The organism is Candidatus Saccharimonadales bacterium, assembly GCA_035480635.1.
Classification (GTDB): domain Bacteria; phylum Patescibacteriota; class Saccharimonadia; order UBA4664; family DATIHN01; genus DATIHN01.
Window position 1 is genome coordinate 105329 of sequence record DATIHN010000016.1, and the last position, 25879, is coordinate 131207.

Genomic DNA, 25879 nt, shown 5'->3' on the forward strand with positions numbered 1-25879 from the left:
CCTCGACTTCGGTCGGGGGCGTTGCTCTTTAATAGGGCGAATTAGTGGTGGTACTTGAGTTGTTGTTGTGATTATGGACGTAGTAGTAGGCCACGCCAGCGTAAATGACGCCGCCGATGATGACATAGATTAGAATCCACTGCCATAGCGGCCGTTTGCCATAACCCTTTTTATACTCCGATTTGGGTTGATTTTCGTCTGCCACAAAAGCCTCCTTTATTAGTCTTACTATACGCTGGCTGGGCTTAATCCGTAAAATCTTGGGTAATCATCAAGCCGTAGCGCCCCCCATCAATTATGCCGATGCCAACGCTCGCGTAATCCGAATCCAAAATATTGGCGCGATGACCCGGTGAATTCATCAGACCCTGGTGAGCGAGAGGAAGGGTTGGGGCAAGAGCTAGGTTTTCGCCCGCTGCCAAAAAAGTTACGCCACCTTGGTGCATGCGCTCAAAAGGATCCAAGCCCTCGGGCGTAATGTGCGAAAAGTAGCCACGAGCAAACATATCGCGGCTGTGATCGCGAGCCACCTGCTGAGCCTTTACGTTGATTGTAAGTGGGGCTAATCCTTGGCTGGTTCGTTCTTGATTGACCAGTTCCAGCATGCGATTCTCTAGGTCCGGGCGAACAGTGCCATTGGTGACTTTGAACCCAAGAGCAATCGATTCATTGTCGGTTTTAGGTTCAACCGTGACAAAGTTGAAAGTCGAGAGATTTTGGTTGATAAAGTGGTTAACCTCGGACTGCAATTGATTGGTCGAAGCAAGCATAGTTGAGCTGATGCGGCTAGCGGCTAGAGCATTCTTCAGACCGGCTGGCAGCGGTAGACCAACCAAAACAATCAGGGTTAGAGCCACTAGCACCAAATATGATAGGGCGCTCAAAGTGGCGGCGGCGGCTTTAGAAATGCTCATTCCCAATGATGAGCGCTGGTGCCGGAGCGGCCAAAACTTCCAAAGGGCCAAGTAAAGACCTTCGACCAATGTCCAGGCTAGAACGAAAGCCAAAATCGGGGTGATGGTTGGTGGCAAGCCAATGTGATGGGCCAGCCAAGAACTCAAATGTTGATAGGCCACAAGCCCGGCCAAAGTTGCAAGCAACAGTCCGCCCACATCAAATAGCACCCGCACCAGCCCAGTTTCGGCGCCGCGCATAATGGCTCGAATCAGGCCGGCGACGATGGCTAGATCGATTAACCAACCCGCTAGCGTCATACTACTTACTCCCGGTCACCATCAAAAAGACGGTTTTTTGCAATTCAGACAGCGTTAGACCGTAAGCATAGGGGTTGGCCCACCAGCGCGACCGCCGCCAGGATTGATCGGGCGCCGAGTGATTGATAATTTTGACGTCCGGTCCCAGCGCCCGTGAAAAGCTAATGGCTGCTCGACGTTGGTGATAGGGCGACGTCACCAAAATGATGCTATGGATGGCGTGGTTGTGAGCAATCGAAGCCACCGCCTCGGCATTCTGAGCTGTGTTGGATGAGGCCTCGTCGATAATGATGGCATCGGGTTCAATGCCGGCCTCAATGGCCAATCGCTCCATAGCTCGGGCGTTGGAAGGGCCGCTTGAATCTTGAGCCGCGCCAGAAAATATTAGCGTCGGGGCATATTGGTCGCGATAGAGCTTGATGGCTTCTCTAGCCCGAGCGTCGGTTTCGCCGCCGCTAATAGCCACGATGGCATCGGCATGAGCCAGTTGACTCTGGGGCGCCAAAAAGTAGCCTATGCCGAAGACTAACCCGATAACCAGTCCGCCTAAGCCGACCGCCACAACTATCAACCACACCACTGCCCTTTTCATACCACCTATTGTACCAATCTTTAGGCTTTGATCAGGCTCCTTAAGGTTTGTATAAACTGATCTAATTCGGTTTGAGTCGTCGATCGCCCTAACGTCAAGCGCAATGACGAATTGGCTTGATCTAGAGTTAAGCCAATCGCTAACAGCACATGTGAGGGCTGATTGTTCGAAGCCCCGCAGGCGGCGCCGGTGGCCACGGCAAAACCAGCCGCATCGAGCTTGTAAACCAAATCCTCACCGTTTTGCTTATCAATACGAAAATTAATAATGCTAGGCAGGCTGTGTTGGGGATTGTTGATTGTGAGCCCCGGTATTTTCGTCAGTTCTGATTTTAAGAATCGGTTCAGCTCACCGTAGCGCCGCTCGTCTGCCTGCCGGCGCTGTTCGGCCAATTCCAAGGCCGTGGCAAAACCCGTCGACTGCACCAGCGATTCACTACCGCTGCGCAGTCCCTTCTCCTGCCCACCGCCGTAGATCAGTGGCTCTAATTTGGTGCCAGTGCGAACGTAAAGCGCGCCTGCACCCTTTGGTCCATAAATCTTGGCGCCGTTTAGAGCCATCAAGTCCACGCCCAGCCGGCTGACTTGCAGGCTGAGGTGACCGGTGGCTTGGGCGCCGTCGCTAAATAAATAAATCGGCAGATCAATGCCGCGTTTTTTGCGGTCGGCGCCAGTGCTAGCGATTAGTTGAGCAATTTCGGCCATTGGTTGAATGGTGCCTAGCTCGCTATTCGCCAAACCGATACAGAGCAAGACAACATTATCAGCTATTAGCTTTTCCAGCTGGTCGCGGTTGATCCGGCCGTTCTTTTTAACTGGAATCAACCCACCCCTATCACCCAGTTTTTCAATAATGGCCAAAACGGCCTGATGCTCAGTCGCCAGCGCCAGCACTCTACCCTGTGGATAACTTTTGCTGACGCCCTGAATGGCAAAGTTGACTGCCTCGGTCCCACCGGCGGTAAAGATAATTTCGCTCGGTTTGGCGCCCAAAACCATGGCCACCTGCTTGCGGGCAGCCTCCAATGCTAACTTAGCCGCCCGCCCTTCGGCATATAGGCTTGAGGGATTAGCAAACTCACCAGCCAAATACGGCTCCATAGACGCTTTGACGGCTGGGTCGAGCGGCGTGGCTGCCGCATAATCTAAATAAACCCTCTTTTCAGCTTTCATAGGCGCAAATTATACAATGAAAGTCTAAGATGGTCTACTTGCGTAGTGTAGCAATGAGTCTCTGTTGATCAATAAATAAATCAAGGGCGTCATTTATTGTCGGTACAACAATATCTGAGCTCAATAGTGTTTGAACATGTACTCCCTCGGCTTGTAGGGTCACGATTCGAAGTTTTACGATCTTCATTAGCTCCAGGTCGATTAAGCCATTGCCAATTGCGGCACATGCTTTTGGATCCAACTTAGCAGCCTGGTGACTTTTTTCAATTCCGTCCTTGGCTAAGCTCCAATCAATACCCAAGTCCCTAGCAACATCATCTGCATCACCACGTGTATTACCAGTAAAAAAGATCAGTTTAAATCCTTGGTCTTTCAGTTTGGCAAGCCGCTCCATTACGCCCTCGGGAATTTTCCCCCCGACAGTCAAAGTGCCGTTTAGGTCTAGGATGATTGTATTTATTTCAAATGAATTTTCACCTGGGATTTCATATATCATGCAACCATCATAGCAAACCGAATAATGCTTCAGCATTCTTGGTGGTAGCGACTGATAGCTCTTCGGCCGACTCCCCGCGCAAGTTGGCTAGGAACTCGGCGATGATTTTGGTGTGGGCTGGCTCGTTGCACTGACCGCGGTGGGGTGCCGGGGTTAGATAAGGACAGTCGGTTTCTAACAACATTCGATCAAGCGGGCAGGCTTTGGCTGCGGCCAACTGATATTGGTATTTAGTAAAGGTCATAATACCGTTATAACCTACGTAAAAACCCTGGTCCAAAACTTTATTCAACGTCGCCTCGTCTCCTGTAAAACAGTGCACCACACCGCGAACACCTTTATAGTTCTCCAGCACCCGGAAAAAGTCGTCAAAGGCCTCGCGGACATGAAAAACTAGGGGTTTATCCACAGCCTGAGCAATGTCGATCTGGGCCTGAAAAGCCTTTATTTGATCCCTTTTAGGTGAGTGTTCATAGTAATAATCCAACCCACATTCGCCAATGGCTACGACTTTGGGGTTGGTGGCCAGGTCTTTAATAGCTTCAAGGGTTTTTTGGCTGAGTTTGGCATCATGCGGATGCAAGCCGACCGTGGCCCAAACGCTGTCATGACTATTTGCTAGGTCGATAGCTAGTTTACTGTCATTATCGTCTACACCAATAGCGATGATTTTAGTCACGCCGGCCTCGACTGCCCTGGCCATGACCTCGTCGCGATCACTATCATAGACGTCCTGGTGAATATGGGCGTGGGTGTCGATGAGCATGTTAGTTAAGGTTAAAATTCCACCACTTATATTTAACACCAGTTCTCTTAAGAGCTTTCTTCCATTTTCTGTATTCAAAGCCAAATCCACCTGCGTTTTTGCCTCCACCGCCTAAGTATTTTGGGTCAGTCAAAGAGACTACGAAGTTATCGCTGGGAGTACGAAAGGTAAACCCCGAGGTAACAGAATTGGGACTAATAGTGATTTCTCTAGCTTTCAACTCAAACAGGAGCTTGCCATCATCAGACAGCTGAATGATGCTGTTAGGCTGTATAGTCAATTGACCGGCTCTAAAGTGCCCTGCATACTGTGTGCCTGTTTCTGAACTTGGGGTTGACCCCCGAACCCACCACACTGACGCTGATAATACGTTTTCAGGCATTTGATTCCACTTTGGGGAAGAGAATCCCAACCGAGGTATCAACAGTTGAGCCACCAAGAGTTTTTTGGATTTTTTCGGCCGTGGTTGGCAAAAACGGTGCTAGCAAGCCAGTGATTTGAAGCAGATCAGAGATGATATGCTTTAAGACTTTTTCCAGCTGGTCTTTATCGGTTTTTGCCAGCACCCAAGGTTTTTCCTCGTCAACCATCTGGTTGAGCCCGCGGATTTTGACCCAAATGTCTTTCAATGCCGCCTCAAAATGATAGTTTTCAATCGAATCTTCAATATCTTTGACGTCATGGGTGTGGGGTGGGTTGGCGCCAATCTGGCCGTCTAAATATTGCACTGCCATTTTGGCCACCCGTTGAACTAGGTTTCCGAGCTCGTTAGCCAAATTACTCTGGTAAACTTTGGACAGGCGGTCTTGGCTAAAGTTGCCGTCGGCACCAAAGGGGAATTCTGAGAGCAAATAGTAGCGTAAAGCATCGACCCCGTAAGTTTCGGAAATATCCAGTGGGTTAATGCCATTACCAAGTGATTTGGAAATTTTTTCGCCATCGACGGTAAAGAAGCCATGTGCCACCACCCGTTTGGGCAATTCCAACCCAGCACTTAAAAGCATGGCTGGCCAAATGATGCAATGAAACTTGATAATGTCTTTGCCGATAACATGCAGATCCGCCGGCCACCAATCTTTGTAATCCGCTTTGGGATAGCCGACGCCAGTTAGATAGTTAATTAGAGCATCAACCCAAACGTAAACGACTTGCGAGGGATCAAACGGCAGCTTGATACCAAGGGTTTGATTGGCCCGGCTGATGCTGATGTCTTCCAGACCGCGATCGATAAAGGCCAGCACCTCGTTGCGCCGGCTTTCAGGTTGGATGAAATCCGGGTGCTGATCGATGTGTTTTTTGAGCGCGTCTTGATATTTCGACAATTTGAAGAAGTAGTTTTCCTCCTTGATGAATTCCGGCGGGGTTTTGTGAACCGGGCAGAGCCCCTCGATCAATTCGTCTTCTTTGTAAAACATTTCACATTTGTAGCAGTACAACCCCTCATAGATGCCTTTGGTTATATCGCCGGCGGTGTGAATCTTGGTTACCACATCGCGCACGGCTGCCTCGTGGTCCGGCTCCGAAGTCCGGATGAAGCGATTGTAGCTAATCCCTAGAGCATCCCAGGTGCTCTGCCACTGTTTGGCCATGGTGTTGGTGTAGGCTTCGATCTCTTGGCCAACCTCTTTGGCCGATTCGACGGTTTTTTTGGAGTTTTCGTCGGTGCCAGTTAAGAACCAAACCTTGTCTTTACCTAATTTAGCGCGCCAGTAGCGGGCCAAGACATCGGCTGCAATGGTATCGTAGGCATGACCGATGTGCGGCTTGTCGTTGATATAAAAAATGGTGGTTGTAATGTAGTACTTAGTCATGATCTTGTCGCTTAATTCCGGGGAGTCGGTGCGGCCGTAATCTTACCATAATAAGATAAGCCAAACCAAGTACGGCGCCAAGGGTGATGAGGCCGAGCGGCCAGTGGACAACCGAAACCGTTGCCTGGGCCATGACCAAACTGACAGCACCAGAGCTGCCCGTTAGTTGGGCAGTTTGGCTTTGATCGTGACCTAGGTCAAAACGAAAACGTCGAATGGTTTGACCGGGTGCCAAGTTACCGAAACCGACTTTATGATTTCCAACACTAACGCTATTGGCCGAGATGACCTGCTGGCTGGCATTACTCACACTGATCCGTTCCAGATTAATAAATGGCAAAATGCTATAGCGACTGAGGTGAAGCGAAACGGTTGCCAGCGTTTGTGGAGCCGCTTCGGCGTAGGTCAGGGTGGTTTGTTCGTATTGATAGCCAGTATCCTGGCCGCCGGCCATCACCGGTACTGGCAGTTGATCGTTCCCACCCCAAACGGCAAAGGCAAAATGATCCAGATCGCTTTGACCAAATAGATCAAACTTTTCGCCCCACGTTGGATCCAGCGTCATCCAGCCAATGCCCGGCACGTAAGCCTCGACCCACGAATGCAAAGAATCGACTACGCTATCGGAAGCCTTTAAATTGCCGCTGTAACCATAGCCAACTGGCATCCGAGCCGGAATGCCTTGGGCTCTAAGCAGCGCCACCAACAGATCCGAATATTCCAGACAAACCGCATTAGTCGGATTGGCTAAAGCTTTGGCTGCACCTTGGCGAATGTTGAATTTAATCTTGTCGGGGTTATAAGTTAAGTGATCAACCACATATTGGTAAGAGGCCCGAACGTTGTCGATGACCGGCGCATTAGGTTGGTTTATTTGTTTTGCTGCGGCCGCCACACTGCCATCGGTTTGCCAATACTTGGTACCCGCAGTATAAGTTTTGACCAAATCCGATGGGATATCGCTCTGCTTCCCGGAAGCCGCTAAGTTGTAATCTAGGTATTTGACCTCTCCCGTCACAAGCGTTTTGACAACCAAATGGGTGCGGGCCGGCACGCGGTAGTCAGCCAAAATGTTGCCATCGGTATCCAATCGGGTACCAGCGGGCTTAGGATCAAGCGATTCAATTGTGATGTGTTGATTATTGAGGTTGGGTGGCAAGGTAATGGTCATGGTTTTGGCCAGTCTAGAATCATTATGAAGGGGGAAGTTAAAGTTGGCCTGATAGATCGTGGCATTGCCAAAACTAAGCGCTAGCGACTGGTTGGAAAGCGTTGATTGGTTAAAGTCGAAGTAGAGTCGGCCCGGCGAGGCTCCTGAGGCCGCCGGTTGAGCACCGCGAAAGTGGGGGGCGCCGAAGTCCTGTGGCACGTCGACTCTGGCAGTGTAGGCGCCAATACTAGCATCTTGGGCAATGGCCGGGACAAAGACGGTATGAGCACCACCATGGCTTTCGATTAAACCTGTGGCAGAATAACTCACCACAAAAGTCCAAGTTTTGCCGGAGCCAAAGTTCTGGCGAGGGAAGGCCAGCGTCAGTTGCTGGTAATTGTAAGGCACTCCGCTCTGGTTACTTTGGCTAGCTGCACTGGTTAAAGGGATATTGCCGCCATCGCTATAGTGAGCCTCGAGGCCGGAGATAGTATCGACCGGTGTGGTTAGTTTGACTTGAGTTAAAAATTCCCGAGCCGTTTGGTTGGTAACGGTGTAAGTTTCCGTTACGGCCGTGGTAGTTGCATTCTCCACCCGGTAAGTAATATGAGCGTTGAAGTTAAAGCTAGCCGCACTCGAAGTCCCGTGAGGCAAGATCGACGTAACCAACAAGGCCAAAGCTATTAGAACCGTAAATCGCCGAATCTGGGCTAGGACTTTCACCTTATTATTCTATCAAACTGCTTGCGCTTTGCTTGACATTACGAAATCTGGAGTCATAATAAAGCATAAGAATTAAAAGAAACATTATGCCAAAAACTAAAACCAAACCAAACGGATTCAATCTCGCGCGAAAGTTAAACTTTAGTAAGAGCCAGCTGGCCGCTATCATTGCAGCCGGTGTGGCTATCGGCGGCTTTGTGGCTTATCAAACTTTTGCCGCCACAGTACCACCGTCAAATCTAAGGCAAACCATATCTGGTGGCGCTGGCGGAGGCGGTGTGACAACTATTAGCACATGGGTTATTAACACAGTTTCGGCCACTCCTTATGGGGCAGCCACACCAGCTCTTAACATGAAAAATTCTGATCCTCACTACTGGCAAACAGGCAATTGGAATTTTTCTACGGGGTTCAATAAAACATCCGACTACTTGAAGTCGCTAACAAGCGATGGGTGGCCCAAGTCAAACACGTTTCTTTGTGGTAATTCAAATAGCTACTTCTATGGCATGGGGCCACTGCAAACCCCCTACGGACCATTGTACTTTGGCCAAGTCTACCGGCTCTACAACAACAAGTGGCAAGTCAAATGGGCCAATTACAGCACTGTTACCAAAGGTTGTTCGACATCAACGAATTGGATGGACGTAACTCCTGGACCCGGGAACCTGTAATTCGATAATCCAGAAATAAGGAGGTTATTTACCTTATGCCAAAAACTAAAACCAAATCGAACGGGTTAAATCTTACCAAGCGCTTAAACTTCAATAAGGGGCAGCTGATCGCTATCATTGTGGCTGGTGTGGTCATTGGCGGCTACGTGGCCTACAAAACCTTTGCGGCCGGTCCGGCCACAGTTACGGGCTGTAAAACTCGAGTTAATGACCCAACTTATGGGCCACTAATATATGTCCACTTTACGGTTCGAAAATATGACCCAGATATGAATATCGCAGTCGCTTATAAAGCCGATAAGATTAAGACCTACAGTAACGGCTACGTTATTGATCGCTCGGGCAACTGGTCGATTATTCAGCAGAGCGGTTTTAACAGTAATAATCGAGCCTATATGAACGGTGTTGATGGCAGTGTTGTCGACGACCCCTACTGGGAAGTCGATCTATTTAAGCCTGGGTGGCATTGGGGGTCTTACGCTCACCATGTAAGTTGGTTACCGTTTTGCGGTACCAGTGGCTCGCCGAGGAACATCTACATCGACTGGGGTCATTCGACCTAGTCTTTTTTGCGAACTAGGCTAGGTAGGGGCGTGCGTTTTTCGCCCCCTTCCTTTTCGCCTTTATGAACATGGCCGCCCCATTTAGGCAGCAAGCTAGCGGCAAAGAGCAGGGCGCCAACAGCCGCCAATCCGATCATGGTAAATAGTAAGCGCTGAGCTACACCGGCGGCCGATAGAGCCACCAGATTATTGACCGAAGTTGTCAGCGGGTTGCCGCTGCCAGCCTTGGCCAGCTGATGCGAGGCTAGGTTGGGTATCATTCTAAGCAGAAAGTAATAAGCGCCCAGCCAAGCTAGGGAGTAGATACAGCCGCGGCCCAGTGAGCGCCAGCGGTTGTGAGTAGCTGTTAAAACGACTAGAGCTGCCAGCACCAGGCTAGCCAGCGCCAGCAGCCATTTGCTCTGGGCGACGCGGCTAAGCCAGGGACTGACGGTGGGATTGCGACTGGAGGCAGTTGAAGCTGGCGTTTGGTTGGAGCTAGAACCGTTGGTCGAATCTTGTTGAGCACCAGGTTGGATCATTAGCTTCTGACTCAGGCTAGCGGCTTGTTCGGCTGAAAGGTGAACTCCCAAAGATTCGACTTGCAGCACGATGCCGGATAGATCCAAGGTTGGCACCGTTCCACCCTGGCGATAGGTCTGCTCCAGTGCATGCAAATACTGATCAATATTGGTGCGCAGATATTGGGCCGTTACAACCTTAGTTAAGGCGGCTTGCAAAGTGGGGTCGCTCTGATTATCGGCGATGGCTTTGGGTAGTTGCTGGGCCAGAGTGTCATAAACCCCCGATTTATCGGCTTGAGCGGCCACAAAATCAGCCTTCAAAATGGTTGAATCAAGGCAAAAGGCCATGATGGCACCAGACAAGCTGACAGCAAACAAGGCGATGAAAAATTTATTCAAGAAATTCATACGAGGTTGTGGGCGGTGGCGGCTTGGTAGAGCCGGTGCCAATCGGCCAGAGCTAATTCTTGGGCCCGCTGAGTTGGGCTAACTTTGGCCTGACGTAAAACAGCCAGGATGACGCTAGAATCGGCGTTTAGTCCTCCGGCCAGGGCGTTTTTGAGTTGTTTGCGGCGCTCACCAAAACCGGCTTTTATCAAACGAAAGAGGCGAGTTGGTTCAGCCGGGAAAGCCTGTTGCGGGCGGCGATTTAAGCTCAGTACGGCCGAATCAACTTTGGGAGCCGGCCAAAACTTGTGCCTCTCAATCACCCCCACCATTTTAGCATAAGCGTAATATTGAACACTCAAAGCTAGGATCGACATTTGCCCGGGACTGGCCACGATCCGTTCGGCCACTTCTTTTTGGACCAAGATCGACATAGCAGCCGGTGGATTTGGGCTTTCTAATAACAACCGTAGTAATTTGGAGGTTAAATAGTAGGGGATGTTCGCCACCACTTTATAATCAGTTGGAAGCGTCTGGAGATTAAAAACCATGATGTCTCCTGAGACAATTGTTAGATTAGCGGGCGGTTGTTGACCCAGAATTTGGACCAAATCGGGATCGGCCTCAACGCAAGTCACGGCCTTGGCCAGGGCACATATTTTAGAGGTTAAAAAGCCAATCCCCGGCCCGATTTCTAGGATCGTATCGCTGGTTTTGATGGTGGCAGCTGCCACAACCATATCCAGGCTCGGTTCATCAATTAAAAAATTTTGACCCAAACTTTTTTTGGGGTGAATATTGGCCAAGCGAACAGCTAGTTCGGTGTTGTGATTTGACGATAGGGGAGGCGGCTTCATCTCCCCTACTCTACCCTATTTAGGGTCTTTTAATAAGTTAAAGGCGGCTCCGTAGAGCCGCCGGTTGGTCGCTTTTCAGGCGACTTCTGGGCTGAGTTGGTTTTGCCGATGGTTATCGGCGATGGCTTCGCGCATCAGTCGACGACCCTCACAAGTCATGCGGAAACAGAGACCGTCGCCTTCTTCTAGGAACCCATTGATGACCAGTTCCCGAAGCACCTCTGGGGTGATGCCTCTGATCTCGGCCGCGTAGACACAGTGGTCGTCAAAGACCAGTATCCCGCCTCTGTCAGGCTTACACCATTGCAGCCAACCGTCACCCGGTTGGATGTAAAAGATCTCCAGCGCGGTTTGTTGGATCAATTCCTCGGTCAGTGCCATCATCGAACCGCCATGACGCGCTTGAAGCTGGCAACGGCGTAGATGGCCGAAATTGCCAGGGCTGATGCAGTACCTGCGACTGTCCACTTGACCACCTTCATGTTTCCCCCTTCACTTGTGGAGTAAGCGCGGAAATCGCGGCTGATCGTTATCGAAGAAATCGATGATTGGTCCCAAAACCAATCCGACCGTCATAACCGCAGCCAGTGCCGCTACCGACATCACCAATTTGCCTCTCACGATCGCGCCTTAGAACGAACCGCCCTCTTGTGAGCTGCTTTGGTCATACGGTAATGGCAGTCCGGTTTGGCCTCCAAAACGCCGGCTTGTATCAGGTGAACGACAGGCCGCATTGTCATACTCAGCAGTAGTTCAGAACCGTCGTAGAAACCAGGGCCCTGCGGGCCGCTGTATATATAGCGGATGAGGGTGCCAGCAGGATGAGATGAGAAAAGTTGGATGATTTGACGTTCGGCGCCCTCGTCGCGCGGATCCTGGCTGGAATCAACCCCCGCATCACTCCACTCCACGCCGTCGTAATAGAAGCCCGAGGCCGTCATTGATCAGCCCCTTCCTGAGTCATAGGCCGCCAGCGCATTCAAGAGCATGGCACTGGCGATCGAGCCAGCACCAACCAGGGCCAAACCGAAGATGCACGTTCGGGTAGTGATGATAAAGCCCTTCTTCACTTTTTACCCCCATGCTACCGAATGGTATGCCAGCCATTGTGCAACTTTACAAATAAATAATCAAGACTTTTCGGATCCGAGAGCTTACCCTCGGATCCTAGTCACCACCCTTAAGCAGTGACGAAGCTGGCGGCCGGCACGTCGTAGGTCGAATGGTTGATCATCACTCGCCCCAAGTAGCGGTGGTACGGGCTGTAGCGACCAGGTTCGCGGGTGTGTTCAATCAGCAGACCATTCAGTCGGTAACCATCCGGCGCCACTAGCAATTGATCACAGTTGGCAACCAACTGGTCCGCGGTCCCAGCAATTTGGACTAAGAACTCATCCCCAGGCAACAGCCGAACTACGTCGACTGCCACTCTGACTGTTCCGAGCTTTGGCATGATCCGCCGACAGGCCGGCTCACTGCCCTTAACTAGAACTTGGGTCACTCTATCCCCTTTTGTTGGTACGAACTTAGATAAGTTACTTTGATTATATTCGGTTTTTGTTCGGTTTGTAAAGAGTTTTTCTCAAATAAATTTCCCTCACTCGGGAAGGCATTCTAACTTCTCTCCCCACCAATTTTTTATGTAAGCTCTTATTTCTTACCCCTGTAATACTTTGTATGGCCGTCGATACAAAAAAATTGGTGGGGCTTGTTTCTTTTCTAGATCATCTTGAGCAGATTGCTCAGTCTATATCTCCCCTTACTTAGTTCTTCGCAATCTGCTGTTTGGATTTAATAAATACACTCTTCTAGCTGAGGTCTGAATTACTCCATTTAGCAGGTTGTGAGGGGTTTGGTAGTGGGAGAAAGTAAGCGAACAACCTGCTCCTATTGATCCAAAAGATAAACTCCCCAGCCCATTTTTTTGTATCGACTAAGTTAGTAGTCGTAATGGGAGTATGAAGAGTCAGCTTACACAAAAAATGGGCTGGGGGGAGAAGTTAGTACCTGGTTTAAATAAGCCCGAGCTTGACGGAGCAGACCGGCCAGGGCGACCAGCCACGGCGGGCCTGAACGACTTTGGCAATCGCATCTTGAGTCGCGGGATCAGCGTCGCTTGGCAAACCGGTGCCGCCGTTTGATTGCCAGGTACCCAGATCGAACTGGTAGGCGCCATAATAACCATTGCCGCTGTTACGGGTATAATTATTACCTGTTTCACAAACCCGCAAACGATACCAAACATCATCCCGAATCTTGGTACCGACATGAATCACTCGATTGACGGGATTCACCAGATTGGCCACATTCAAAACTTGGCGCTGAACCTCAATGCCATCGTGATAATTAATTTTATAGGTCACATCGCGGCCGCCAACGCTACCTGCTTCGACCACTCGGCTCTCGCCCTGGTACATCGAATCATCACGAACGGTCTGAATATGATTAGCTAGATCCTCATGTTTAGTTACAACGACTTCCGTCACCCGAGTGATGGTAATGTTTTCGCCCGGCACAATTTGATTGCTCAATGGCACCGAGGTCGTATCTTGCTCCCCCATCGGTATGTGCTTTTCTTGCAATAAGCCAGCCACCGTAGTGGCTTGGGTCCGCAGTTGTCTAGTGGCGCCGTCAACGCTCAAGACCACTGGTTTGGCCCGTTTGACTACGACCTTTTCGCCCACCGTCCCATCGCCAACGAAGTTGGTCACGAAAGCATCGCTAAATTGGTCCTCGGGGTAGGTGTTAATCCCGGCATCCCCCGTGATCAAGCGCGGACTGCCATGCGGAGAATCAACCATCTTTTCGGTCGTGCCGTCTTGAACTAAAACTGGTCGGGCTCGGTACACGTTGATATTAAAGAAGCCAGTTGGAATTTGAGTGTTAGCAGCCGGCTCTACCAGATCGTGCGGTCCCAGTTTGGAATTTGTTCGCGCCAAAACTTCGCCCACGGTACTAGCGTCGGTCGTAAAGATGCGCTTTTGGCCATCCGCAAAGTAGCTAACCACCTTGGCCGAGTCGGCGTAGGCGCGACCCGTGGTGGGTAGTTTTCCGGCTAAGATTGCGTAAGTAACGATAATGATGAGAATGCCGACCAAACCGTAGATGCGTGGTGCTGTCGGCACCCGGCCCCGGTGGGACCGATTGGTGTTGCCTAAAATCGACAAGCCTCTTAGTTAAATCCAAGAGCTTTTGTTTCCACCTTTTTGTTTCTGTTAGTATCCTAGCAAAACCGCTCAGGCTGTCAACGCTTATCCACATGTTTTGACGATAATCAATACTTTTAGTCAATATCTGATTGTAGGTAATTGACTACATCTGGCTATTATGCTAAAGTAATGCCAAGTCGCAAAGTCCAATTTCGATCAAGGGGAATGAAGTTGACTGATGCAACCGAAGCCGTCGAAATCATCGAGGGTCGTGGCCCAGAAGAGATTGAACGTGTCATCGACAAGCACCTAGGTACAGCGCCACCGCTCTACTACTGCAATGATCAGATCAGTGTCTTAGTTGTGGCTCGTACCAGTCAACCTGATGACGGACGCACGTGGCACCCAGCCAAAACATCCCGATCCGATGAGAAGACACAGTCGGCGAGGGTTGCCTCTGCCATCATCTCTGAGTTCAGAGCCCAACCAGAGGAATTTTTCTTCGAAGCCAAGGCCGAGGAAGTAGCTGGGAGTCCAGCACTCTGTTTTACCCGTCGGAACGTCGCAAAAGATCTGCGGGTCGTTGAATAACCCGCTTACCACGAGGAATCCGCCTCGGCGGTAGGCGGGTTTCTCATTTGTTGACAAAACTCGTGTTTATGATAGAATCGGGTCCTAGTCGCATACCCTATTCGACTCGCACAAGGAGGCCACTGTGGCCGAAGCCATCTTCATCAAATTGCGCGGCAGTACCGACGTTGTCGAAGAAGGTCGTGAACGTATCCAGGCAATTTTGGAGTACCAATTTCGCACTGCACCACTGCGGTTCGCCATAGACCGCGAACTCGGTGTGCTGGTGACCGAGGCGGCAGGTAATGAGGCGCCGGACGATAGCCGCCAATGGGTCGACATTCATGACATGTCGGAATGGGACTTCCCCGTTTCTCATGCCAGGCAGCTTTCTGAGGTCATAGACACTTGGCTGAAAGACCTCAGTGATTCCCAAAGAAAGGACCTGTGTCGAGCCCAGCCTTTCGAGGTTCACGGCCTGCAACTGATCGGCTTCCAGGCGAGAACACGGCGGATCGGCGAAACCAGGGTGCTGGCATTCGTCCCGGCTTGGGTCTGATCATGACCGATGCGCCCAGCGATGACGACCTGACGACACAAGAACGCGAGCTGCTAGCCGCCCTGCTCTACGGCTCAACCGAAGAGAAAGCTCTGGCCTTAAGAGCACTCGGCGTCATCCCGGCCGAGGAACTATTAGATGAGTTCGGCAAGCTGACAGACGAGCAAAAGGCTGTCGTCATTGACAGAGCAATTTTCTTGCGCTACGGCCCGACCGGCATGAACGATGCGGAGGCCATCGTCGCTGCCATGCAAGAGTGGCACGATGGCAAGCTCAAGCTCCCCTAACCCGCTTACCACGAGGAATCCGCCTCGCCGGTAGGCGGGTTTCTCATTTTATGACAACAGAAACTTTTTGATGAACCCGATCTTGAACGTCAAAGTATAGGCGATTGAAAAAGCATGCCCTCTGGTTCTAACCCGCAAATCAGCTGCGCCAGGGACGGTGGCAACGCTTGGATCAACGGTATTATCGCTGAGTGGCCTAATGGTCAGTAATTTTTTGGCTAAATTTTCATCTTCACTTAGATACTGATCGGCTATTTTGGCAGCCGTTAGAAAGGCCGGACTGCGCTTTTGCATGGTAACTGGGTTGAGATAATTGCTGTCCAGTACACCACAAATGCTGACGATCCGTTGTGTTAATTCTGGATTCCTGGCCGCTAGAATGATAGTCGCACTAGCCCCGGCACTGGCACCTACTACACCAATCAGGTTCCGGCAGCCCTCCGCCGCAGCCAGCAATTTTTGATACTTGGGTTCAAAATCTCCGCCATCCTCCCAGGCTAATTCGCACACATGCAGCCGCACTCCGTACAATCGCCAGAGTGGCCTAAGCCAGATGTAGAGACGTTCGTTGTTGGTGCCGAGGCCAGGGATGAGGATAACGTCGCGCATCTAGACTTTGGTAATCGGAGCGAAGCTCAGGCTTAGTTTTTTGACACCCAAATGAGCAAAGGCGGCTGTCAGCTCATCACCATCGACGCTGACCACGATGCCCTCACCAAATTTGTTGTGGCGGATTTTATCGCCGGCCTGAAAGGATTTGTGAACTGGTTCGAGTTTAGGCACTTCAACTTCTTGGGCCGTTTGGGAGCGAGTCAGCTCCGGTGGAATATCGAGCAAAAAGCGCGACGGCGGGTTGTGGCTGGTGTTGCCATAAAGCAAGCGCGAATTGGCATGAATCAAATAAAGCCGCTCGCGAGCCCTCGTCATGCCGACGTAGCAAAGCCGGCGTTCCTCCTCCAGCTCGGCTAAATCAATTTGGCTGCGGCTATGGGGGAAAACGTTTTCTTCCATGCCGGTCATGAAAACGATGGGAAATTCCAGCCCTTTAGCGGCATGCAGCGTCATCAACGTCACGGCATTGGTATCGCTAGAATAATTATCAAGATCCGAGATTAGCGCGATCTCTTCCAAAAAGCCTTCCAGGCCAATATCGTCGTAGGTTTGAGCCACACTGATTAATTCTTTGACGTTTTCGACCCGCTCCGCGGCTTGAATGGTGCCATCGTCCAGCCATTCCAGGTAGCCACTGCGTTTGATGACGAGCTCCAAAAACTGGCTGGTCAGCATGCCTTCACTGGGCTCCTGCAAACCCCGAATCAACAAGGCAAATTGCTTGAAGGCTTGGACCGCCCTTGGCGTCAGCCCGGTGATTTGATCAGCACTTTCCAGGGCCTCGAGCAAAGGTAGCCCGCTGCTATTCTTGAAAGCAATCAATCGTTCCAAACTTTTATCACCCAACCCCCTGGGTGGTAAATTAACGATGCGGTTGAAGTTGATCAGATCCTCGGGTTGATAAATGAAGCGCAAATAGCCCATGACGTCCTTGATCTCACGGCGCTCGTAGAACCGAGTACCGCCGACGATTTTGTAGGGCAAGTTGTTGCGTAAAAAAGCTTCCTCCAGTGAACGCGATTGAGCATTGGTCCGATAAAGCACCGCAAAATCGGCCAGCTCGCGCTTTTCTTCGATAATCAGCCGATTGACCTGCAGCACGATGGCCTCGCCCTCTTGAGCCTCGTTGTAAACTTGCTCGATGACTACGCCGTGGCCGCGATCGTTTTCGGTCCAAAGCTCTTTATGGGAACGTTGTTGGTTTTTGGTAATGATGGCGTGCGCTGCATCCAGAATGTTTTTGGACGAGCGATAATTCTGCTCGAGTTTAATGACGGCAGCTTCGGGATAATCTTTTTCGAAATCGAGAATGTTTTGAAAGTTGGCCCCCCGCCAAGAATAAATTGATTGCCAATCATCCCCCACTACGCAGATATTGCGGTGGGTCGCGGCTAGGAGCTTAGCAAAAATATATTGGGCCCGATTGGTGTCTTGATACTCATCAATCAGGATGTATTTGAACTGATCCTGATATTTTTTGAGCAGTTCGGAATTGTGGCGAAAGGCCTTAACGACTTCAAAGATTAGATCGTCAAAGTCCAACGCGCCGGCATCGCGCAACAGCTTTTGATAAACTGTGTAGACGCGTGCGGCCGTGGTTTGGGCCGGCCCGTAGGCCACGGCTTTGTAGGCGGCCGCATCAATTAGTTCGTTTTTGGCACTCGAAATCAAACCGGCAATCATCGGCGGTGCAAACTGCTTTTCGCTAATGCCCAGGCTGCGCATGGCAGCTTTAGTGGCAGCTAGCGCATCTTGTTGGTCGTAGATGATGAAGCTGGCTGAGAGCCCCAGATCTTTGGCTTCTCGGCGCAGAATCCGTACGCAAATCGAATGAAAGGTGCCCATAAACGGCAGATAGTTGCGATTATCGGGGTGCTTGCCTAGTAGCTCCAACACGCGCTTACGCATCTCCCCGGCCGCTTTGTTCGTAAAAGTCACGGCCAAAATATTCAGCGGGCTGATGTGACAATCGGCCACCAAATAGGCGATCCGGTGGGTCAGGGCCTTGGTTTTGCCGCTCCCCGCCCCGGCCAACATCAAAACTGGGCCTTCCGTTGTTTGAACGGCCTGGCGTTGGGGTGGGTTTAGGTCTGTTAGTAAATCTGGCACTCCCCTATTTTACCAGTTCCCTACCCTATAAAACTATTGACTTATTCAAGTGTTAGTAGTATAATGGTGTTTAGTTCTTGTTCACTCCTTGAAAGGACCTCCTTTGCTTACTTACCCCATATTTACTGTCATCGGCGTAATAGTCGCTTCAACTTCCGCATTCCTGTGCTCCGCTGCGTTCTATCGCTGGCGGGCCAAGGATGCCCGTCGCCGCATGGAGGAGCTAGTTCAACTGCGCACAGACATGTGGCGCCGTGGTGTCGATCCCGACGACGAAACGGCGGCGTCTCTCGACCGCTTCTTCAGACTCGTCAATGACTTGGACCAACTCGATGCAGAAACCGACACTAACTGCGGAGTCATTCGCTCCGCGCTGGTGCACAAACTCGCAAAGGGTTTAAAGAGAGAACACGACAAGCACGCCGTCGCGGCGTGAACGGCTCCGACTAGGAGAGGTTATCCGACCTCCCCGGTCGGAGCCTCTTCTTTTTTACTCTTTGGGCTCTTCCCAGGGTGTGGCTAATTGAAAGTAGTTGCCATCGGGATCGGCCAAGCAAGCTAGCATGGTCTTTTGATCGGTGGTGTCCCCACTGGGATGAGCGGGCTCACTAACCACTTCGGCGCCCAAACCTTTGATGCGGTCAAACTCACCTTTGACGTCGGTGGTCTCAAAGAAAAAGATCAGCCGACCGGGCGTATCGTTCTTACCATGAACCTCACTATGTGGCCCAACCATGATGCCACAGCTTCCGACGCTCCAACCCGTAAAGGGCTTCATATCCCAGGTAGGTTTGCCTAGTACCTTGGTGTAAAACTCGACCAGTTTTTCGGGGTTTTCCGAAGAAATCATTAAGCTATTTAAATTCAAACTCATAATACCTCCTCTTTTATAAATTAAGACCTGACTTCAATTGTAATTGGCGACTTGGGGCTTTGCCAAGCTCAAGAATAAAGAAATGACCCGAACTGTTGGGTTCGGGTCGAGCGGTTTGGGCAGATCACAGGCCTCAGGCTGGCTTATAGGCCGTATGTCTGGCGGCGTATCTTCGTCCTCGAGCGGTCAGGCAATAGGCGTTCGACATGTACTTGATGTCACGGATGACCTTTTGATCGTGCCAATCCCCGGCCCGAATATGAAGGCGCAGCTCTAGGGTCGTGATCCAGCAGCGAGCGCGGAACCTAGAGATGCTGAACTCCTTTCGCAGTTCGCTGGCTGTCCAATGCTGATCTTCGCTACTCCACTGCTGCAGCTGCCGATAAAGGTTGATCCGCTGGGCTGTCGTCATTATTGAACCCCTTTTCAAGCGAATGCATCGATGGTTCTACCCACCCAGAACGCCAACATGATGCGCTCATGCTAATAAATTTGCAAGACTTTCAGACGGCAACCAACCTAAGCCATTTTCCCTAGCCCATTTTTTATGTAAGCTCTCATTTCCTACTACCATAACCATTCGTGCTTATGTCGATACAAAAAAATGGGCTAGGGTGTATATCTTTTAGATCATCTGGAGCAGATTGCTCAGTTTATTTCTCCCCTTACCTAATCCTTCGCAATCTGCTGTCTGGATAATTGAAGATGGAGAGTAGCGAATTAGTGCTGGGCGGCTTCGACGATCCGAGCAAATTTGCTAGCGTTCACGCTAGCCCCACCCACCAGCAAACCATCGACCTCCCCCAGGCTCAGAAAGGCCGCAGCATTATCACCATCAACGCTGCCGCCATAGAGCAAGCGAATTTGGGCGGCTGATTCGCCGAATAGTTCAGTGATGGTTTGATGAATCAATCTGGCTACCGGAATAACATCGTCCGGCCGGGCAAAATTACCGGTGCCAATTGCCCAAATCGGTTCGTAAGCCACTACGACTTGATCTAAATCTTCTTTGCTGACAAAGTGCAAACCGACCGTCAACTGATCCACGACAACCCGGCTGGTTAGCTCCTCACTACGTTCCAGCAACGTTTCGCCAACGCACAAAATTGGTTGGATGCGATTGCGCAAGGCCGCCGCCACTTTTTTGGCCACCAATAAATTATCCTCGCCAAAAACCTGACGCCGCTCGGAGTGGCCGATGATGGCATAATCGACCAGGCCCTTGAGCATGGCGGCCGAGGTTTCGCCGGTGAAGGCGCCATTGTCCTCGAAATAAAGATTTTGCGCGCCCAGTTTGAATTTTTTGTCATCGAGCTCACGCGACACCGGGTAAACATCGAGCATGGGTGGGCACAGCACGACTTCGGCCTGGCCGGCATGGACCATTTTGGCCAGTTTTTGGTAATAAGTACTAGCCGCCCCTGGGCTAAAGTGTTCCTTCCAATTGCCAACAATCAGTTTTTTCATATCACCTCGATTGTTTGTATCATAAGCGTTTTGGGCTGAAGTATCAATTTCCCAATCACTCGTGGTCAGATTTCATGATTTCTCTCCCCACCCAGCTTCATCCGCTCCCACCCTATCTCCTCCTATCCTATCTGCCCTGCGTCTTTTACCGTTCGGCCTTAAGACTGGCTCGCGAGTTATCGTCGCTCGCTAATAGGACGAACAGTCTTTCGGCTCGAACGGTGTATTTTCTCATTAAAATCCATATAGCAGATTGCGAAGATGTAAGTAATGGGAGAGATTGACTGAGCAATCTGCTCAATTTGAACCAAAAGATAAACTACCCAGCCCATTTTTTTGTATCGACTAAGTTAGTAATCGTAATGGGAGTAGGAAGAGAGAGCTTACACAAAAAATGGGCTGGAAGAAGAGCCTACTTTTTGATTAGCGGCTCCAAGCCGGGTAATTTATTACCAGCCATTAATTCTAGTCCAGCTCCACCACCAGTGGAAACAAAGCTAAAATCATCGGCCATATGAATTTTATCCAGGAATGCCGCCGTATCGCCACCGCCAATAATGCTGGTGGCCGAAGTTGCCGCAATAGCCCGGGCCAGTTTTTTGGAACTTTTGGCAAACTGGTTAAATTCAGCCACACCGACCGGGCCATTCCAGATAATAGTGCCGGCTGACTTGATAGCTTGAGTGGCTTTGGCTGTAGTGGCCGGACCGATATCGGCAATGATGTCGCCAGTTGATACTTCGTCCAAGTTTTTAACGGTAGCCTTAGCGCGCGGTCCTAGTGAGCTCGCTACTACCACGTCTACTGGCAAAATTAGGCTGACTTTGCGCTTCGTGGCTTCGGCGCTAATATCACGCGTCAACTGCATCTGGTCCTTTTCATAGAGACTCTTACCGACTTCCCCGCCGTCGGCCGCAATGAAAGTGTTGGCCATAGCACCGCCGATTAACATGCCGTCAACTTTTTTGAGCAGGTTTTCAATCAAGGGAATTTTAGTTGAAATTTTGGCTCCACCAACGATGGCAAATAGTGGTCGTTTGGGATTATCCAGAGCCGAAGTGATAGCCTCGACTTCCTTTTGGACTAAAAAACCAGCGGCCGCGGGTAGCAGTTTGGGTAAACCGACGACTGAAGCGTGAGAGCGATGCATAACGGTAAAATCATCATCAACATAAGCGTCACCTAAAGCTGCCAGGGACTTAGCAAACTTAGCATCATTGGCTTCCTCGCCCTTTTTCAGGCGCAAGTTTTCGAGCATGATGACATGACCTGGTTCCATATCGGCAATAGTTTGCTCGACTGCGGGTCCGGTTGAATCCGGCACAAAAGCCACGGCTCGTTTGAGCAAGCGCGACAGCACTGGCGCAACCGGAGCCAAACTTTCCCCCTCCTTACTCAAATGACTAATTAAAACGACTTTGGCTTGGTGTTTAATTAAATATTGAATGGTTGGCAGAGCGGCTCGCAGGCGCTGGGTGTCTTTGACTTTGCGCTTTTCGATTGGGACGTTCAAAGCCGCTCTGAGCAAGACCACCCGGCCCCGGACATCTAGATCTTCAACCGATTTAAGCCGCATGGCTCACCTCATTCATACTTCTATTGTAAACCCTTGAGCTTAAACGGAGCAAAGTCGAAAGGTCGAGCGCCCCGAGCTCATTTGAACTCAGGGCGCTAAGATTAGGCCGGTTTGATCAGATCGCTCTCGCGCTTTTCGCGCGGAACTCCGCGCAATTCACGCACAATGCCGATCTTGGCCAGCAACCAGAGGGTGTAGAAAGTGGTGTCGTACTCCCACCAATAGAACCCCTGCCGGGCCGAATACATGTAGTGGTGATGGTTGTTGTGCCAACCTTCGCCGCCGGTAAAGAGCGCCAGGAACCAGTTGTTGCGACTGGTGTCGCTGGTGGCGTAGCGGCGCCGGCCCCAAACGTGCGCCAGCGAATTGATGGTGAAGGTGCCATGCCAGAGCAGCACGGTCGAAGCAAAGAAGCCGATGAACAGCCCGGGCAGGCCGGCGTAGAGGAAGCTGAAGATGGCCAGCGCCCACGGGCCGATCATGTTCCACTTGTTGACCCAGACCAACTCGGGGTATTTGGCTAGATCCGGGATGCGATCCCATTCGGTGTCGCCGTATTTATCGCACAGGATCCAACCGACGTGGCTCCACCAAAAGCCCAGCTTGGGCGAATGGACGTCGCCATCGGCATCAGAGAAGCGGTGGTGATTGCGATGATGCGCCGCCCACCACAGCGGACCTTTTTGGGCAGCCGTGGTCCCAGCGAAGGCGAAGACGAACTGCGAAAATCGGTTCAGCTTGTAGCTCTTGTGCGAGAAGTAGCGGTGGTAGCCGCCAGTCAGGAAGAACATCCGCACGAAGAACGAGACCGCTAGTAGCACCCAGGCCTTGCGGTTGTCCCACCACATCAGGACGCCAAACAGAGCCAGTCCGTGGAGGGCCAGAAACGGGATCGAGCTGATCCAGTTAACGTGCATGTCGGGCGTTTTGGCCAGCTTGGCCTCGGCGCGTTCTGGTGTTGCTAGGCCGATGGCCATGCTTACTCCCAACTGTTGTGAACGTGCAGTGAGATTAGTATAAAACGCTTACGGCTGAAGCGCGATACGAAATTTATTTAGGCAACTTGAATTTGATTTCGTTTGATGTAGTCTCGGACCATTTTGGCCTTTTCCAGCTCGATGCGTTTGGTCTCAACGTAGTGATCAAGCAATTCATCGAGTGTGAAAATAGAATGAAACCCGACACCCTGGGACGTCAAATATTCCATGGCTCCTTGCTGCCTATCAACTACTGTTAGAATGTCGTTTACTACCAAACCGGCTTTTTCGGCTGCATTTTTAAATAGCGATTTATTGTAACCACCTGAAGTATGATCCTCGACTACCATCAAAACGTGACCTTTTTGGTAATCGCCCTTGATTGGCCCAACAAAGACTCTTCGACCGTCGGCTTCTTCTTTACCAAACTCTAGTAACTTATTTTCCCCGTCAGGCTCAAGTTTGGCCAGCTCTTCAGCAACCGGCTGAGCGCCCTTAGGTACTGCCGCCATTCGGTCGTATTCCAAACCTTTTTCGCTGATTAGATCGCTAAAGAGTCCGGCTGCCAAAACGTATATTCTTGGCAGTAACTCGGTCCCAGCTTCCCCCGGTTTGGGGTAGTGTAAATAAATTGGCGAAAGTTCCAAATCTGGATTAGCTTCATGAGCTGCTAGTTTAAAGGCCCCGAATTTAACGGTGTCGCTATCAAAATATAAGTCCGCTAACTCTTTTTGTTTCAAATTCAGTACATGCTGACTTGGTTTCGCCATACTACCTCCTCAATTTATTAATATCATCGCGTAATTTCTGGGTTTCACTGCGTGCGGCTTTAGCAAAATCAGCTCCCGAGCTAGCAAAGATGATGCCGCGGGACGAACTAATGATTAGTCCGGCTTTGTCTTTACGCAAGCCATTATTGAGCGTGGCCTCTAAATCACCGCCCTGAGCGCCGATACCGGGCACCAGAAACCACATCTCCGGCGCCATGGCTCGGATCTCGGCCATTTCTTTGGGATAGGTGGCGCCAACCACCATCAGGCAGTCGCCTTGTTTGCTCCAGTCATCTACGACGTGTTTGGCTACAATTTGATAGAGCGGCCGGCCATCGATGGTTAAGTCTTGGAATTCGCCAGCGCCGGGGTTGGAGGTTCGACAAAGAATGATCAGGCCCTTTTGATCTTGAGCCAAGAAGGCCGTTAGCGATTCTTTGCCCAAATATGGGTGCAGCGTCAAAGCATCGACCCCCAGGTAATCAAAAACGTATTCAATGTAGCCGTCGTTGGTTGAGCCGATATCGCCGCGTTTGGCATCAAGAATGATGGGAATATCGGGGTGTTGAGTACGTAAATAATCGCAGGTGGCTTTTAGCGCCGCCACACCATCGGCGCCCAGAGCCTCATAAAAAGCGGCCTGAGGTTTGTAGGCCAAGACCAAATCGGCGGTGGCATCGATAATGGCTTTGTTAAAGATAAATTGCGAAAGTTTTTGACCCTTGAATTGGGTGGGTAATTTACGATGGTCTGGATCCAAGCCGACGCAAGCTAGAGAATTACGAGCTTTGGCCGAGGCATTTAATTTATCGCTAAATTTCACAGAAGCCTCCCGTGTGTTATCTTTTAAGCTAGCATGGCAGCTAAACTCAAGCAACCAATCTACGATCCAGCCAAGACCTACGACGATAACTTTGACCAAGGTCCCTTTTGGGACAAAGTTGATGGGATCGTGGCCAGCCAAGGCGATCCGGCCCATCGTTTTTTGGGCCAGCCGATTCATTCGCGCTTTGGCATCCCAGCGGGTCCCTTACTGAACAGCAATTATATTAAGCGAGCCTTTGAACATGGCTACGATGTGTTGGTCTATAAAACTCAACGCAGTCGGCCTTTCGGTGTCAATGAATTTCCCAATGTTTTGTTTTTGGATGTGGATGGTGATTTGACGCTAGAAAAGGCCGCCCAGCCCCAACTGGGTAAAGCCGATACCAAAAAGGCCGCTCACGAATTTTCCATCACCAACTCCTTTGGTAACCCATCGCGCGGACCGGAATATTGGGTGGATGATTTGAAGAAAGCCATTAGTTACCAGGGCCCGGGACAGCTATTACTAATGAGCGTTTGCGGCACGATTGAGGGGGATCAATCGAGCGCTGATTATTTTGGTGATTTTGCGAACGCCGCTAAACTGGCCGCCGATGCCGGAGTAAGCGCGATCGAACTAAACCTCTCCTGCCCCAATGTGGCTAACGAAGGCGTTATTTGCTACACGCCCGAGGCCGTTATTGAAATCGGCCGCCGAACCAAAGAGCTGGTGGGTAATGTTCCTCTGGTAGCCAAGTTTGGCTACTTTGCGCCCGACCAGCAGGATTTGCTGGAGCGAATCATCAAGGACAGTTCGCCTTATTATTCGGCCTACTCGGTTATAAACACCATCGCCGCTCCGGTGGTTGATGAGGCCGGCGAACAAGCCTTGCCTGGGCCGAACCGTTTGAAGAGCGGCGTCTGCGGCGCTAGTATTCGCTGGGCGGGGTTGGATATGGTCCAGCGCCTGGCCGCTTTACGCCAAAAGCTGGGTCTAGATTATGAAATTATTGGGGTTGGTGGCGTCATGAACGCTGATCATTTTAACGATTACCGCTCAGCCGGCGCCGATGTGGTCCAATCGGCCACCGGAGCCATGTGGAATCCGTTGCTGGCTAGTGAAATCAAGCTCGATCAAGCCTAAGCTTGCGATTATAAAAATATTGTGATATAAATGAGCCACTTTTCTGGAACCTAGACCTGGAGGGGTCATGTCG

At 50.8% G+C, this 25879-nt stretch carries 33 protein-coding genes; 7 read left to right on the forward strand and 26 right to left on the reverse strand.

What is annotated here, in order from left to right; translation table 11 throughout:
* Positions 1–28 precede the first annotated feature (28 nt).
* Genes VLE72_02275 through VLE72_02315 form a run of 9 tightly spaced genes read right to left on the reverse strand, consistent with a single transcriptional unit; the run spans position 29 to position 7924 of the window.
* Positions 29–205, reverse strand: a complete 177-nt coding sequence (locus VLE72_02275; protein HSX14713.1) for a hypothetical protein — start codon at positions 203–205, stop codon at positions 29–31.
* 40 nt (positions 206–245) lie between these two features.
* On the reverse strand, positions 246–1214 hold the full coding sequence (locus tag VLE72_02280) for a CvpA family protein (protein ID HSX14714.1): 969 nt from the start codon (positions 1212–1214) through the stop codon (positions 246–248).
* Between the two features lies 1 nt (position 1215).
* On the reverse strand, positions 1216–1806 hold the full coding sequence (locus VLE72_02285) for a YdcF family protein (GenBank protein ID HSX14715.1): 591 nt from the start codon (positions 1804–1806) through the stop codon (positions 1216–1218).
* Between the two features lie 20 nt (positions 1807–1826).
* The gene (locus VLE72_02290) at positions 1827–2978 is read right to left on the reverse strand and encodes a cysteine desulfurase family protein (GenBank protein HSX14716.1); all 1152 of its coding nucleotides are present in this window, start codon (positions 2976–2978) and stop codon (positions 1827–1829) included.
* 34 nt (positions 2979–3012) lie between these two features.
* On the reverse strand, positions 3013–3474 hold the full coding sequence (locus VLE72_02295; protein ID HSX14717.1) for an HAD hydrolase family protein: 462 nt from the start codon (positions 3472–3474) through the stop codon (positions 3013–3015).
* 7 nt (positions 3475–3481) lie between these two features.
* A complete protein-coding gene (locus VLE72_02300; GenBank protein HSX14718.1) occupies positions 3482–4240 on the reverse strand; it encodes a TatD family hydrolase in 759 nt (252 codons plus the stop codon).
* A gap of 1 nt (position 4241) precedes the next feature.
* Positions 4242–4622 (reverse strand): hypothetical protein, encoded by a 381-nt coding sequence (locus tag VLE72_02305; GenBank protein ID HSX14719.1) that lies wholly within the window; start codon positions 4620–4622, stop codon positions 4242–4244.
* Positions 4615–6051 (reverse strand): methionine--tRNA ligase, encoded by a 1437-nt coding sequence (gene metG, locus VLE72_02310; GenBank protein HSX14720.1) that lies wholly within the window; start codon positions 6049–6051, stop codon positions 4615–4617. The genes VLE72_02305 and metG overlap by 8 nt, the downstream gene beginning before the upstream one ends.
* Positions 6044–7924, reverse strand: coding sequence for a transglutaminase family protein (locus tag VLE72_02315; protein ID HSX14721.1), 1881 nt, complete (start codon positions 7922–7924; stop codon positions 6044–6046). The genes metG and VLE72_02315 overlap by 8 nt, the downstream gene beginning before the upstream one ends.
* Positions 7925–8010: 86 nt before the next feature.
* On the opposite strand from VLE72_02315, the gene VLE72_02320 reads away from it, so the two are divergent.
* On the forward strand, positions 8011–8598 hold the full coding sequence (locus VLE72_02320; protein ID HSX14722.1) for a hypothetical protein: 588 nt from the start codon (positions 8011–8013) through the stop codon (positions 8596–8598).
* Positions 8599–8633: 35 nt separating this feature from the next.
* The gene (locus tag VLE72_02325; GenBank protein HSX14723.1) at positions 8634–9161 is read left to right on the forward strand and encodes a hypothetical protein; all 528 of its coding nucleotides are present in this window, start codon (positions 8634–8636) and stop codon (positions 9159–9161) included.
* On the opposite strand, the gene VLE72_02330 is transcribed toward VLE72_02325, so the two are convergent.
* The 8 genes from VLE72_02330 to VLE72_02365 form a co-directional block, all read right to left on the reverse strand.
* Entirely contained in the window at positions 9158–10063 is a 906-nt protein-coding gene (locus VLE72_02330) for a hypothetical protein (GenBank protein HSX14724.1), read from the reverse strand. The genes VLE72_02325 and VLE72_02330 overlap by 4 nt on opposite strands.
* Positions 10064–10068: 5 nt before the next feature.
* Positions 10069–10908, reverse strand: coding sequence for a 16S rRNA (adenine(1518)-N(6)/adenine(1519)-N(6))-dimethyltransferase RsmA (gene rsmA, locus VLE72_02335; GenBank protein ID HSX14725.1), 840 nt, complete (start codon positions 10906–10908; stop codon positions 10069–10071).
* 75 nt (positions 10909–10983) lie between these two features.
* A complete protein-coding gene (locus tag VLE72_02340) occupies positions 10984–11292 on the reverse strand; it encodes a hypothetical protein (GenBank protein HSX14726.1) in 309 nt (102 codons plus the stop codon).
* 108 nt (positions 11293–11400) lie between these two features.
* Positions 11401–11529 (reverse strand): hypothetical protein, encoded by a 129-nt coding sequence (locus VLE72_02345; protein ID HSX14727.1) that lies wholly within the window; start codon positions 11527–11529, stop codon positions 11401–11403.
* Positions 11526–11849: a hypothetical protein gene (locus VLE72_02350; GenBank protein ID HSX14728.1), complete on the reverse strand. Its 324-nt coding sequence runs from the start codon at positions 11847–11849 to the stop codon at positions 11526–11528. Before VLE72_02350 ends, VLE72_02345 begins: the two co-directional genes overlap by 4 nt.
* A 3-nt stretch (positions 11850–11852) precedes the next feature.
* On the reverse strand, positions 11853–11978 hold the full coding sequence (locus tag VLE72_02355) for a hypothetical protein (protein HSX14729.1): 126 nt from the start codon (positions 11976–11978) through the stop codon (positions 11853–11855).
* A gap of 110 nt (positions 11979–12088) precedes the next feature.
* The gene (locus VLE72_02360) at positions 12089–12409 is read right to left on the reverse strand and encodes a hypothetical protein (protein ID HSX14730.1); all 321 of its coding nucleotides are present in this window, start codon (positions 12407–12409) and stop codon (positions 12089–12091) included.
* Positions 12410–12920: 511 nt separating this feature from the next.
* The gene (locus VLE72_02365) at positions 12921–14075 is read right to left on the reverse strand and encodes a ubiquitin-like domain-containing protein (protein HSX14731.1); all 1155 of its coding nucleotides are present in this window, start codon (positions 14073–14075) and stop codon (positions 12921–12923) included.
* Positions 14076–14282: 207 nt separating this feature from the next.
* Here VLE72_02365 and VLE72_02370 point away from each other — a divergent pair, with 207 nt between their 5' ends.
* The 3 genes from VLE72_02370 (at position 14283) to VLE72_02380 (ending at position 15473) form a co-directional block, all read left to right on the forward strand.
* Complete coding sequence (locus VLE72_02370; GenBank protein HSX14732.1) at positions 14283–14648, forward strand: hypothetical protein; 366 nt, start codon at positions 14283–14285, stop codon at positions 14646–14648.
* A 124-nt stretch (positions 14649–14772) separates the two neighbouring features.
* Entirely contained in the window at positions 14773–15186 is a 414-nt protein-coding gene (locus VLE72_02375) for a hypothetical protein (protein ID HSX14733.1), read from the forward strand.
* A 2-nt stretch (positions 15187–15188) separates the two neighbouring features.
* Complete coding sequence (locus VLE72_02380) at positions 15189–15473, forward strand: hypothetical protein (GenBank protein ID HSX14734.1); 285 nt, start codon at positions 15189–15191, stop codon at positions 15471–15473.
* Between the two features lie 48 nt (positions 15474–15521).
* Here VLE72_02380 and VLE72_02385 read toward each other — a convergent pair whose 3' ends face one another.
* Complete coding sequence (locus VLE72_02385; GenBank protein ID HSX14735.1) at positions 15522–16082, reverse strand: hypothetical protein; 561 nt, start codon at positions 16080–16082, stop codon at positions 15522–15524.
* Entirely contained in the window at positions 16083–18194 is a 2112-nt protein-coding gene (locus VLE72_02390; GenBank protein HSX14736.1) for a UvrD-helicase domain-containing protein, read from the reverse strand. It lies immediately after the preceding gene.
* A 103-nt stretch (positions 18195–18297) separates the two neighbouring features.
* Here VLE72_02390 and VLE72_02395 point away from each other — a divergent pair, with 103 nt between their 5' ends.
* Entirely contained in the window at positions 18298–18630 is a 333-nt protein-coding gene (locus VLE72_02395) for a hypothetical protein (protein ID HSX14737.1), read from the forward strand.
* 54 nt (positions 18631–18684) lie between these two features.
* Here the strand turns inward: VLE72_02395 and VLE72_02400 are convergent, their stop codons facing one another.
* The 7 genes from VLE72_02400 to pyrF form a co-directional block, all read right to left on the reverse strand.
* A complete protein-coding gene (locus VLE72_02400; protein ID HSX14738.1) occupies positions 18685–19068 on the reverse strand; it encodes a VOC family protein in 384 nt (127 codons plus the stop codon).
* A gap of 133 nt (positions 19069–19201) precedes the next feature.
* Positions 19202–19480, reverse strand: a complete 279-nt coding sequence (locus VLE72_02405) for a hypothetical protein (protein ID HSX14739.1) — start codon at positions 19478–19480, stop codon at positions 19202–19204.
* Between the two features lie 308 nt (positions 19481–19788).
* Entirely contained in the window at positions 19789–20535 is a 747-nt protein-coding gene (tpiA, locus tag VLE72_02410) for a triose-phosphate isomerase (protein HSX14740.1), read from the reverse strand.
* Positions 20536–20947: 412 nt separating this feature from the next.
* Entirely contained in the window at positions 20948–22111 is a 1164-nt protein-coding gene (locus VLE72_02415) for a phosphoglycerate kinase (GenBank protein HSX14741.1), read from the reverse strand.
* A gap of 101 nt (positions 22112–22212) precedes the next feature.
* Entirely contained in the window at positions 22213–23100 is an 888-nt protein-coding gene (locus VLE72_02420) for an acyl-CoA desaturase (protein HSX14742.1), read from the reverse strand.
* Between the two features lie 65 nt (positions 23101–23165).
* Entirely contained in the window at positions 23166–23858 is a 693-nt protein-coding gene (locus tag VLE72_02425; protein ID HSX14743.1) for a hypothetical protein, read from the reverse strand.
* Position 23859: 1 nt separating this feature from the next.
* Positions 23860–24681 (reverse strand): orotidine-5'-phosphate decarboxylase, encoded by an 822-nt coding sequence (gene pyrF / locus VLE72_02430; protein HSX14744.1) that lies wholly within the window; start codon positions 24679–24681, stop codon positions 23860–23862.
* Between the two features lie 33 nt (positions 24682–24714).
* Between pyrF and VLE72_02435 the strand changes: the two genes are divergently transcribed.
* On the forward strand, positions 24715–25806 hold the full coding sequence (locus VLE72_02435; protein HSX14745.1) for a hypothetical protein: 1092 nt from the start codon (positions 24715–24717) through the stop codon (positions 25804–25806).
* Positions 25807–25879: the final 73 nt, after the last annotated feature.

Coding starts and splice junctions, on each gene's coding strand:
- VLE72_02320 (HSX14722.1), top strand. CDS start 8,011: ATGCCAAAAACTAAAACCAAACCAAACGGATTCAATCTCGCGCGAAAG.
- VLE72_02415 (HSX14741.1), bottom strand. CDS start 22,111: ATGCGGCTTAAATCGGTTGAAGATCTAGATGTCCGGGGCCGGGTGGTC.
- VLE72_02290 (HSX14716.1), bottom strand. CDS start 2,978: ATGAAAGCTGAAAAGAGGGTTTATTTAGATTATGCGGCAGCCACGCCG.
- VLE72_02295 (HSX14717.1), bottom strand. CDS start 3,474: ATGATATATGAAATCCCAGGTGAAAATTCATTTGAAATAAATACAATC.
- VLE72_02400 (HSX14738.1), bottom strand. CDS start 19,068: ATGAGTTTGAATTTAAATAGCTTAATGATTTCTTCGGAAAACCCCGAA.
- tpiA (HSX14740.1), bottom strand. CDS start 20,535: ATGAAAAAACTGATTGTTGGCAATTGGAAGGAACACTTTAGCCCAGGG.
- VLE72_02385 (HSX14735.1), bottom strand. CDS start 16,082: ATGCGCGACGTTATCCTCATCCCTGGCCTCGGCACCAACAACGAACGT.
- VLE72_02380 (HSX14734.1), top strand. CDS start 15,189: ATGACCGATGCGCCCAGCGATGACGACCTGACGACACAAGAACGCGAG.
- rsmA (HSX14725.1), bottom strand. CDS start 10,908: ATGAAGCCGCCTCCCCTATCGTCAAATCACAACACCGAACTAGCTGTT.
- VLE72_02325 (HSX14723.1), top strand. CDS start 8,634: ATGCCAAAAACTAAAACCAAATCGAACGGGTTAAATCTTACCAAGCGC.
- VLE72_02300 (HSX14718.1), bottom strand. CDS start 4,240: ATGCTCATCGACACCCACGCCCATATTCACCAGGACGTCTATGATAGT.
- VLE72_02370 (HSX14732.1), top strand. CDS start 14,283: ATGAAGTTGACTGATGCAACCGAAGCCGTCGAAATCATCGAGGGTCGT.
- VLE72_02285 (HSX14715.1), bottom strand. CDS start 1,806: ATGAAAAGGGCAGTGGTGTGGTTGATAGTTGTGGCGGTCGGCTTAGGC.
- VLE72_02340 (HSX14726.1), bottom strand. CDS start 11,292: ATGATGGCACTGACCGAGGAATTGATCCAACAAACCGCGCTGGAGATC.
- VLE72_02425 (HSX14743.1), bottom strand. CDS start 23,858: ATGGCGAAACCAAGTCAGCATGTACTGAATTTGAAACAAAAAGAGTTA.
- VLE72_02305 (HSX14719.1), bottom strand. CDS start 4,622: ATGCCTGAAAACGTATTATCAGCGTCAGTGTGGTGGGTTCGGGGGTCA.
- VLE72_02280 (HSX14714.1), bottom strand. CDS start 1,214: ATGACGCTAGCGGGTTGGTTAATCGATCTAGCCATCGTCGCCGGCCTG.
- VLE72_02435 (HSX14745.1), top strand. CDS start 24,715: ATGGCAGCTAAACTCAAGCAACCAATCTACGATCCAGCCAAGACCTAC.
- metG (HSX14720.1), bottom strand. CDS start 6,051: ATGACTAAGTACTACATTACAACCACCATTTTTTATATCAACGACAAG.
- VLE72_02350 (HSX14728.1), bottom strand. CDS start 11,849: ATGACGGCCTCGGGCTTCTATTACGACGGCGTGGAGTGGAGTGATGCG.
- VLE72_02405 (HSX14739.1), bottom strand. CDS start 19,480: ATGACGACAGCCCAGCGGATCAACCTTTATCGGCAGCTGCAGCAGTGG.